Raw genomic sequence first — 9,460 nt, forward strand, 5'->3', positions numbered from 1 at the left:
GAGACTATCCGCACTCTTCGATCATGAGGACATGAACGGACGCCAGCACCGCACCACCCACCACACCGCCGACGCGCACCGCCCTGTCACGGTGATCGGACTCGGCCCGATGGGCCAGGCGATGACCCGCACCTTCCTGGGCGCCGGTCACCCGGTCACCGTCTGGAACCGCACTGCCGCCCGGGCCGCCGATGTCGTCGCCGAAGGCGCGACCTTGGCCGCCACACCCGCCGAGGCCGTCGAAGCGAGTGACCTCGTCATCCTCAGCCTCACCGACTACCAGGCCATGTACGACATCCTCGACGGCGCCGCCGCCTCTCTGGCCGACCGGACGCTGGTCAATCTGAGTTCCGACACTCCCGACCGCACGCGCGAGGCGGCTGCCTGGGCCGCGGGCCACGGCGCCGGCTTCCTCACCGGTGGTGTCATGGTCCCCGCGCCGCTGGTCGGCACGGAGGCGTCCCATCTCTACTTCAGCGGGCAGGACAAGGCGCTGGAGGCCCACCGCGCGGAGCTGACGCTGCTCGGGGCCCCGAGATATCTGGGTGAGGATCCGGGGCTCGCCCAGATGATGTACCAAGCCCAACTCACCGTTTTCCTCTCGGCGTTGTCCGCGCTGATGCACGCGACGGCCATGCTCGGCAGCGCGGGGATGAAGGCCGCGGAGGCGCTGCCGGAGCTGCTCGCGTCCACCGACGAGATCGGCGCGATCGTGCGGGCGGGCGAGAGTGTCCCCGGCGCCGCGCTCGACGCGGGAGAGCACCCGGGCGATCTCAGCACCGTCACCATGATGGGCGCGACCGCGGACCACATCGTCGAGACCAGCACCTCACTCGGCCTCGACCTCGCGCTGCCGCTGGCCGTGCGGGCCCACTACCGGCACGCCATCGAGAACGGCCACGGGGGCGACAACTGGACCCGCATCATCGACGGCATCCGCGCGCGGCGCTGAGCCGGGTCCTACGACTCAGCGCGACGGTCGCCATGTCGGCACCGGGGATTGGCGGCGGCCGACACCGGTGCCGACGCCCAGGCGGGTGCCACTGCCAGGGTCGGTGCCGAAGCCCGAGCGGGTGCCGAAGCCAGTACCGATGCCGAAGCACAAGCGGGTGCCCAAGCCAGTGCCGATGCCCATGCCCGGCGTCGATCTGGTCACGACTGGGGTGAGACCTCCGTGATCGTCCCGCTCCTGTCGACGGTATGGGTGCGCCAGTACTTGTCCCACTTGTCATCCACGTGTTCCGGCACCTTGCCCTGGGGAAAACGGACGTAGCCCTGGGGAGGCTCCTGCTTCTTGTCCACGCAGGCCCGGCCCGCGGAGCCCACGTTCAGCACGGGGTACTCGTCGCCCCCGCAGATCGCGTCCTGCGTCGAGCATCCGGTGACGAGGAGGAACCCGGCCGCCGCACCGGTCGCCCAGGCGGACAGCCTCCGGAGGCGACGGGGGCCGGACGAAGCCCTGGCTGCGCGCATCGAACGACGGGACTGGCGCACGGTGACCTCCCAGTGAGTAGTCGCTTGTACCGACCCTGCCCAGAATGCGGCGACCCGATCACGGCACGTCCCGGTCGGCCCGGTTCAGCCGTCCTTCAGAGCCTTCGCCAGATTGTCCATCTCGTTCTCCCGGCCGGCGACCAGGCGCCCGGTCCACTCCTCCGAATGCAGCGGCTGGATCGTCATGGTCACCTCGACACCATCGGCCCTCGGGCGCAGGACTACCTCGGTCGGGAACTCGTAGGGGCCGACGTCGGGCACGAAGTCCACCAGCGACGAGTAGCAGAGCCGTACCGCCGGGGTGACCTCGGTGAACGTCTTCCGCGACCTCGTCTCCAGCGGCATGCCCGCCGCGCGCATGAAGTCGACCTGTTCCGGTCCGGTCGCGGTCATCGTGTAGACGAGGTCGCCGCCGGGCCGAAGGTCGAGGGTCTCGACGCGGACGGTGAAGCCGTCCGGTGCCCACCACCGCTCGATGCCGGACGCCGTCGTCCAGAGCTCCCACACCCGCTCGGGCGGTACCGGGTAGCTGCGTTCGATGCGGATCGGCGACTCGGAGTTGCTGGTCATGTCCGTTGCTCCAGTTTCGGTGCGGCACAAGGGGGGGTTCGGCGTCGCCGGAACGATAACCGACGGCCGCTGCGCAACTCGATACCTCGGCACGACGACGCCGCCAGAACCGAACTCCCCGGCCTCGCGGTCCGGTTGGCCCGGCCGGAGCAACGACCGGGCCGACCGACGGCACAACTGACGGCGCGTCAGGCGAGGGACACCAGATCGCGGTAGTCCTCGCTCCAGAGGTCCTCGTCCCCGTCCGGCAGCAGCAGGACCCGCTCGGGGCGCAGCGCGTCGACGGCTCCCTCGTCGTGCGTGACCATCACGATGGCGCCCGGGTAGGCGTCGAGCGCGCCCAGGACCTCGCCGCGGGAGGCGGGGTCGAGGTTGTTGGTCGGCTCGTCGAGGAGCAGCACGTTCGCCCCGGAGTGGACGAGGCAGGCCAGGGCCAGACGGGTCTTCTCCCCGCCCGACAGGATCGCGGCCCGCTTCTCGGCCTCGTCCCCGGTGAACAGGAACGCCCCGAGCACGTGCCGCACCTCGCCGTCGGTGAGGCAGGGGGCGGCCTCGGAGAGGTTCTCCCTGACCGTGAGGTGGAGGTCGAGGGTGTCGTGTTCCTGGGCGAAGTAGCCCAGGCGCAGCCCGTGTCCGTGGACCACCCGGCCGGCATCGGGCCGCTCGCGCCCGGCGAGCAGACGCAGCAGCGTGGTCTTCCCCGCGCCGTTGAAGCCGAGGACGACCAAGCGGCTGCCGCGGTCCACGGCCAGGTCGACACCGGCCAGTACCCGATGGTCGCCGTAGGACTTGTCCAGGCTGACCGCACCCAGCGGCATCCGCCCGCACGGGGCCGGTTCGGGCAGCCGGATCCTGGCGACCTTCTCCGTACGACGGGCGGGTTCCAGCTCCGCGAGCATCCGGTCGGCGCGCCGCGCCATGCTCCTGGCCGTCACGGCGGTGGCGGAGCGGGCCTTCATCCTGTCCGCCTGGGCGTGCAGGCCGGCGGCCTTGCGCTCGCCGTTGGCGCGCTCGCGTTTCCGGCGCCGCTCGCCCGCGTCCCGCTGGGCGAGGTAGGCGGTCCACCCGGTGTTGTAGAGGTCGATCGCCGCTCTGGTGGCGTCCAGGTGGAACACCCGGTTGACGACGGAGGCGAGCAGCGAGGTGTCGTGGCTGATCACGACCAGGCCGCCCCGGTGCGCCCGCAGGAACGTGCGGAGCCAGCCGACCGAGTCCGCGTCCAAGTGGTTGGTCGGCTCGTCCAGGAGCAGCGTGCCCCGGTGTCCGGCGAACAGGATGCGGGCCAGCTCCACCCGACGCTTCTGGCCACCGGAGAGGCTGCCGACGGGCTCGCCCATCACCCGGTCCGGCAGCCCGAGCCCGGCCGCGACCCGGGCGGCCTCGGCCTCGGCGCCGTATCCGCCGCCGGCCTGGAAGGCGGTATCGGCGCGTGCGTAGGCGTCCATGGCCCGCTCAAGGGCGGCGGGCGAGACCGCGTCGGCCATCGCCGTCTCGGCCGCGCGCAAGTCGCGCAGGGCGGTGTCGAGGCCGCGGGCGGACAGGATGCGGCCCGTGACCGTGGCCTCGGGGTCCGCGGCGCGGGAGTCCTGGGCCAGGAAGCCGACGGGGCCGGTCGGCGTGATCGTGCCCGCGGCCGGACGGGGCTGTCCGGCCAGGGCGGTCATGAGGGTGGTCTTGCCGGCGCCGTTGCGGCCGACCAGGCCGATGCGGTCGCCGGGAGAGACGGTGAAGGAGATGTCGGAGAGCAGCAGGCGGGCGCCCGCGCGCAGCTCGACACCACGAACGGTGATCATGAGAGAACGCTCCGAGAAAAGCGAAAAGGACACACTTCTGGCGTGGAAGCGGGTCCTTGGCTAGGAAACTCGGGGCGTGGACATGGGCACCACCGTAACGGACGCGCCGCGAGCCGTGCGGCCGAGGCAGCGTCCACGATCGGTTTCCGGCTGCCTCGGCCGCTGTGGCGCCGCCCCGATCAGTCCTCGAAGTACGCGTCGAGCACCGCGTCGAGCTGCTCGGTCCACCGCGTGAGGGTGGCCCGGTCGGTGGCCTGGATGTCGTGCGAGAAGCGGCGATGGTTCGGCGTGTACACGACGACCTCGAACCGGCGGGTCCACCGCGGTGTCCGGTACTCGACCGCGCTGATCTCGTCCCAGCGGAAGTCGGCCTCCTCGTCCATCAGACGCAGGCGCACTCCCCCGCGGCCCGCGACGATCGAGCCCACCCGGTCGGCGATCTCGCAGGAGGGCCCGTCCGCCACGTCCGACTGAGCGTCAGATGCGGCGCTCCCCTCGGATGCGGACTCGGAATTCCGCGCTTCGGCCTCGGCCGTCTCCGTCGCGCCGTCGGCCGCGCCCGCTTCGGTCGCCACCTTCGCCCGGCCACCTTCGTCCGCGCCCGCTTCGGTCGTCACCGCCGCCCGGCCGCCTTCGTCCGCGTCCGGTTCGGCGTCACCGTCGACGACGGGTTCGCCGGACAGGGGCTTCGCCTCCTGCGCGGCCGCACGCGGCGGGACGAGGCCGGGGACGTACGCGGGATCCGTCGCGGCGCCGCCCAGGGGCATGTACTGGTGTTCTGATCGCTGCTCCACGGGCGAAGTATGGCCGAGGACGCTGTGAACTCGCTCGGCAGGGCGCGCATTTCCGGACCCGCTGCCAGAATGGCGGAGGCTCTCGACGGAGCAGACCGAGGGGCCACGCGGCACCATCGGCAGCCGCGCACGCGGTGGCACGTTCCACCGAAGAACCCCTCACCCGTGGGCTACTGTCGGGTAACACTCAAGCCCCACTCCAGCCAAGGAGACCTCCGTGGCCCCCTCCCCGACTTCGCACCGGCTCCTCGCGGGACTGCTCGCAGGAGCGAGCGTCGCGCACGTGGCAAACCCGGGCCTCTTCGACTCGATGGTGCCCCGCGCGCTGCCCGGCACCCCGCGGGCCTGGACCTACGCCAGCGCGGCGGTGGAACTCGCGCTGGCCGCGGGCGTCGCGATGCCCCGGACCCGCAGGCCTGCCGCGCTCGCGGCCGCGGCCTTCTTCGTGGGAGTGCTCCCGGCCAACGTCAAGATGGCCTACGACTGGCGTGACCGTTCGCCCGCACTGCGCGCGGCGGCGATCGCTCGGCTCCCCGTGCAGGTCCCGCTCGTCCTCTGGGCGTACGGAGTGGCCCGGAAGGCCGACGGCCGCTGAACGGCCCGGCTCAACGGGCCTTTTCCAGCGCGGCCTCGGCCCGGCTCCGGTAGGCGCGGAAGCGACGCAGGTACGACCGTGCCATGGGGCCGGCGGGTACGCCGCGGGCGAAGGCGCGCATGTTGCGCTCGCCCGCGTTGTAGCCCAGCGCGAGGAGTTCGTCGCGCGTGTAACGGCGCACATGCCGCTCGGGAAGGCTTCGGTCGAGGTCCCGCAGATGCAGGGCCGCCGCCCGGATCGCGAAGGCGGGATCGTCACGGAGGTCCTGCCACCGCTCCGAGAGGCCGTGCCTGCGCCGGACCTCCTCGAACGTGGCGCTGTGCATGTTGGCCACCCCGAAGGACGCGCCCGGCTTCCACCACTGCCACAGCCGTTCCCACAGCGGGTGGTGCGGCTTGTACGCCTCGTTGTGCAGCACGGTCATCACGAGCAGGGGCGACACTTCCGCCTCGGCGGCGCTGCGGACGACGCATTCGGCGTAGTCGGCCGGTTCGTAGGCGGCTGGTCGCAGCGGTGGTGTCGGAGCCTCACCGTGCTCCGAGTGCATCGGCTCCTGCTTCGGTGCCGCCGACGACAACTCGGCCATCCTGACCCGCCCTTCCCGTATGGTCCGCTCGTACGCGGGACACCCACCGTCTCAGCCCACGTTTGCCCCCGCGAAGCGGCCTCAATCCACGGTGTCAGGCCCATTCCCCGCACCCACGGGTTCCCGTGCCCGCGGGTCCCGCATCGCCTGCCGAGCGGCGCGCGCCGGCGACGTCACCTCCCGGAGACGAGACCGGCCAAATGGTCCAGCGAGTCGATGAGGTGCTCGGGGCCGAACGGAGGGAACTGGATGTACTCCCGGATGCGCTCCGGCACCGCCGACCAGTCGTAAGTCAGCGTGACCGCGGTCTCGGACGGGCCGAGCGGCACCAGGTCGTACCGCCACGTCCAGCCGCCGAACTCCAGGTCGCCGCTGTCATTGCGGGAACCGGTCAACCACCCGATGGCACGCGGCGGTTCGAGCACCTGGACCTTGTTGACCACCTGGTAGTTCCCGTCAGGATGGTTCGGGTGGTACATGTCCATCGCGAACAGCTGGCCCACTGCCGTCAGCGGCAACCGGTCGGCCGCCTCCTTGACCCAGCCCGTTCCGTCGATCGCCACATGGGCCGTCGGATCCGCCAGCACGGCGAACACTGTCGCGGCGGCCGCGTCGACCGTCAGCTCGGCGCGCACGTTCTCACTCGCCTCTTCACCGGCCGCGGTGTGCACACTCTTCGTCATGGGGCTCGGCCTCATTTCGTCTCTGTCGTCCTCGGCTACGCGCAAGCATCGGGTACGTACAAGCGTGCCCTCGGTGTAGGGACTGCGCCGGGACGCGAGACTCATCGGCCGCACGAGGGCCGACAGGTCTTACGCGGAGGCCGAGGCGTCTTCGGACTCGTGTGAAAGGGTGGCTGAACACATGTGCCCGGTCGTCGGTCCGGTGCCATCCGGTCGGTGAGCAGTCGTGGACATGAGGGAGACGCGGATGCCGGAGAAGTTCACGCTGGCGGTGTGGCCCACGCCCATGGAACCCGCGCCCCGGCTGGCCGAGGCGATCGGGCTGCGCGCGGGCGACCTGTGGATCAAGCGGGACGATCTCACCGGCCTCGGCGGTGGCGGCAACAAGGTCCGCAAGCTGGAGTGGCTGGTGGCGGACGCGCTGCGGCACGGGGCCGACACGCTGGTCACGAGCGGCGGACCGCAGAGCAACCACGCCCGGCTGACCGCTGCCGCCGCCGCCCGCGCCGGCCTCGACGCGGTCCTGGTGATGCCCGCACCCGCGGACTCGCCCTCGGGTGCGGGGAAGCCGGCCGCGGGGAAGCCGATCGCGGGGAACCTGCTGCTCGACGCCCTCCTCGGCGCCCGCATCGCCTGGGCCGAAGAGGCGTCAGGACCGGCCGAGTTGACGGATGCGGCCCGGCGGACATGTGCCGCGCTGAGCGAGCGGGGTGCCCGGCCCTACCTCGTGCCGTTCGGCGGCTCCAGCGCGCTCGGCGCCCGGGGTTACCTGGAGGCGGGCGCCGAGATCCTGGCCCAGCGGCCCGACGTACGCCATGTCGTCACGGCGCTCGGATCCGGCGCCACCATGGCGGGGCTCGTCGCCGCCCTCGGCCCCGAACGCGTCCTGGGTGTCGATGTCGGCGCACTCCCGGACCCGGGTCGTACGGCCGCGGCGATGGTCGGCGAACTGACCGGCGGGGCACAGCCGGTGGAGGCGCTGCGGATCCGCGCGGACCAGGTCGGCGAGGCCTACGCGGTCCTGTACCAGCCCGTCCTCGACGCCATGACCGCGGTCGCGGCCGCCGAAGGCGTGCTCCTCGACCCGGTCTACACGGGCCGCGCCGCCGCCGGGCTCATCGCCGCCGTGCGCGACGGCCACATCCGCCCGGGAGAGCCCACCGTCCTGGTGCACACCGGTGGCCTGCCGGGTCTTTTCGGCCACGCGGAAGCGTCGGCCCGTACCGGGCGGCTCCTGCGCGCTCAGGACTGATCGGACGGGGCGTCACCTCGGGGCCGTCCGCCGGATCTCCGGCGGACGGCCCTTCGCGTGCGGTCTGGGGTGATGCGGCGAGGGCGGCACCGCGCGGGGTACCGGGGCCGGTTCGTCCGATCGGGTCAATTCGGCAGCCGGGGCGACGGTGGCTGTTTGGGGTGGGGAGCCGGGGGCAGGCGGACCGTGTGCTTCGGACTGGAGGCACGCCCGCGGGACCCGTATGTCCTGGGCGTGCCATCTCCGGATGCGGCCAGGACGCGTGGGGTTCGGCGACGGTCCCCACAGCCACCCCTGACGTCCAGGAGCCCAACGAATGACCACGGCCGTTCCGCACACGCGGAACCATGACGACGCCCCCGACACCGAAGCCGCCTTCGCCCGCCTCAACTCCCTTGACGAGGGCCCGGAATACCACGCCCTGCGCGACGAACTGGTGGCGCAGTGGCTCCCGATGTCGGCCCGGCTGGCCGGCAAGTACCGCAACCGCGGGGCCGAGATCGAGGATCTGTACCAGGTCGCCGCGATGGGTCTGATCAAGGCGGTGGACCGGTACGAGGCGGCGCGGGGCGCGTTCGAGGCGTATGCGATCCCGACGATCAACGGCGAGATCAAGCGGCACTTCCGGGACTCCCTGTGGGCCGTCCATGTGCCGCGCCGGGTCCAGGAGTTCCGCAACAAGGTCCGCGCCGCCCGCAGCGAGCTCCAGGCCGGCCGGCCCGGTGAACCCAGCATCGCCGAACTGGCCGCCCAGTGCGGGCTCGACGAGGACGAGGTCCGGGCCGGCATGGAAGCGATCGAGTCGTTCAGGAGCCTCTCCCTCGAAGCGGAGTCCGGCGGCGCCCAGGGTGAGGGGGCCGGGGCGTCCCTGGCCGACAGTCTCGGCACCACGGAGCCCGGCTTCGACCACGTCATCGACCGCGAGGCGGTCAAGCCCGCGCTGCGGGCGCTGCCGGAGCGCGAGTCGCAGATCCTCTACATGCGCTTCTTCAAGGAGATGACCCAGAACCAGATCGCCGCGGAGCTGGGGCTCTCCCAGATGCACATCTCACGACTGATCACCCGCGCCTGCAACCGCGTACGCCAGCAGACCCTCGCCGAACAGCTCGACGCCGCTTGACCCGGGGCCCCGCATTCGGCGGACCGCGGGCGTGGTCCGGCCGGGTCGCCCCGCGGTCGGAGCGCGCGGACGACGTCAGCACGTGCGCGGTCGCCCGGCCGGGGCCGTACGGACGGCGGCGCCGGGCGGAGTGGGTGTCGGCCTTGCCGCACGAACGCCGTAGCGCGAGGCCGTTCGACGTGCACGGCGGCCTACGCGCTGCTTCTCTGGGGGGCACCCCGCCCCTCCCCCGAACTCCCGGAGGTCTCCTCATGAACATGGCAGACGAAGTACGCGAGCGATCCGCCAGGCAGATGCGCGTCCATGTGAACGCGCTGCGTGCCGCCGCGGCGCGCGCACTGGACCCCGAGCTGCGCCGGCGCCTCCACGTCAAGGCCCTGCGCCTGGAGGAGCAGAGCGAGCAGCGCCCCGGCACCGGTCGAGCCTCGTCCGCGTAACGGCCGGGCGATCGGGGTGCCTTGCTCGCACCGGTCCCCGGCAGTTCACCCTGCCGTCGCCGATGATCCTCCATAGTGGACGGGTGATCACACGAGACGAGGGTGCGGGGACCGACGGAGCCGAAGGGCCTTCGCG

At 72.0% G+C, this 9,460-nt stretch carries 11 protein-coding genes; 5 read left to right on the plus strand and 6 right to left on the minus strand.

Translation table 11 applies throughout. The features are described from left to right. Positions 1-31: 31 nt before the first annotated feature. The gene (locus ACFYNP_RS25170) at positions 32-952 is read left to right on the plus strand and encodes an NAD(P)-dependent oxidoreductase (RefSeq protein WP_388788370.1); all 921 of its coding nucleotides are present in this window, start codon (positions 32-34) and stop codon (positions 950-952) included. Between the two features lie 200 nt (positions 953-1,152). Here ACFYNP_RS25170 and ACFYNP_RS25175 read toward each other — a convergent pair whose 3' ends face one another. From ACFYNP_RS25175 to ACFYNP_RS25190, 4 genes are all read right to left on the minus strand, one after another. After that, positions 1,153-1,473, minus strand: a complete 321-nt coding sequence (locus tag ACFYNP_RS25175; protein ID WP_388788373.1) for an SCO0607 family lipoprotein — start codon at positions 1,471-1,473, stop codon at positions 1,153-1,155. Between the two features lie 105 nt (positions 1,474-1,578). Next, positions 1,579-2,064: an SRPBCC domain-containing protein gene (locus ACFYNP_RS25180; RefSeq protein WP_388788375.1), complete on the minus strand. Its 486-nt coding sequence runs from the start codon at positions 2,062-2,064 to the stop codon at positions 1,579-1,581. 188 nt (positions 2,065-2,252) lie between these two features. Continuing rightward, on the minus strand, positions 2,253-3,857 hold the full coding sequence (locus ACFYNP_RS25185) for an ABC-F family ATP-binding cassette domain-containing protein (protein WP_388788378.1): 1,605 nt from the start codon (positions 3,855-3,857) through the stop codon (positions 2,253-2,255). Positions 3,858-4,036: 179 nt separating this feature from the next. Further along, complete coding sequence (locus ACFYNP_RS25190; protein WP_388788381.1) at positions 4,037-4,651, minus strand: hypothetical protein; 615 nt, start codon at positions 4,649-4,651, stop codon at positions 4,037-4,039. A gap of 217 nt (positions 4,652-4,868) precedes the next feature. Between ACFYNP_RS25190 and ACFYNP_RS25195 the strand changes: the two genes are divergently transcribed. Next, a complete protein-coding gene (locus ACFYNP_RS25195; RefSeq protein WP_388788383.1) occupies positions 4,869-5,246 on the plus strand; it encodes a hypothetical protein in 378 nt (125 codons plus the stop codon). Positions 5,247-5,256: 10 nt separating this feature from the next. Here ACFYNP_RS25195 and ACFYNP_RS25200 read toward each other — a convergent pair whose 3' ends face one another. Further along, positions 5,257-5,832 carry a lytic transglycosylase domain-containing protein gene (locus ACFYNP_RS25200; protein WP_388788386.1) on the minus strand — a complete coding sequence of 192 codons (576 nt, stop codon included), beginning with the start codon at positions 5,830-5,832 and terminating at the stop codon, positions 5,257-5,259. Positions 5,833-6,005: 173 nt separating this feature from the next. Further along, entirely contained in the window at positions 6,006-6,515 is a 510-nt protein-coding gene (locus ACFYNP_RS25205; RefSeq protein WP_388788388.1) for a polyketide cyclase, read from the minus strand. A 247-nt stretch (positions 6,516-6,762) separates the two neighbouring features. Here ACFYNP_RS25205 and ACFYNP_RS25210 point away from each other — a divergent pair, with 247 nt between their 5' ends. The 3 genes from ACFYNP_RS25210 to ACFYNP_RS25220 all read left to right on the plus strand — a co-directional run bounded on the left by ACFYNP_RS25210 (position 6,763) and on the right by ACFYNP_RS25220 (position 9,324). Then, positions 6,763-7,767, plus strand: coding sequence for a pyridoxal-phosphate dependent enzyme (locus ACFYNP_RS25210; RefSeq protein WP_388788391.1), 1,005 nt, complete (start codon positions 6,763-6,765; stop codon positions 7,765-7,767). A 316-nt stretch (positions 7,768-8,083) separates the two neighbouring features. Next, the gene (locus ACFYNP_RS25215; protein WP_388408926.1) at positions 8,084-8,887 is read left to right on the plus strand and encodes a SigB/SigF/SigG family RNA polymerase sigma factor; all 804 of its coding nucleotides are present in this window, start codon (positions 8,084-8,086) and stop codon (positions 8,885-8,887) included. Between the two features lie 257 nt (positions 8,888-9,144). Continuing rightward, positions 9,145-9,324, plus strand: a complete 180-nt coding sequence (locus tag ACFYNP_RS25220) for a DUF6381 family protein (protein ID WP_388788393.1) — start codon at positions 9,145-9,147, stop codon at positions 9,322-9,324. Positions 9,325-9,460 lie beyond the last annotated feature (136 nt).

Source organism: Streptomyces sp. NPDC006691 (genome assembly GCF_042869955.1).
Classification (GTDB): Bacteria; Actinomycetota; Actinomycetes; order Streptomycetales; family Streptomycetaceae; genus Streptomyces.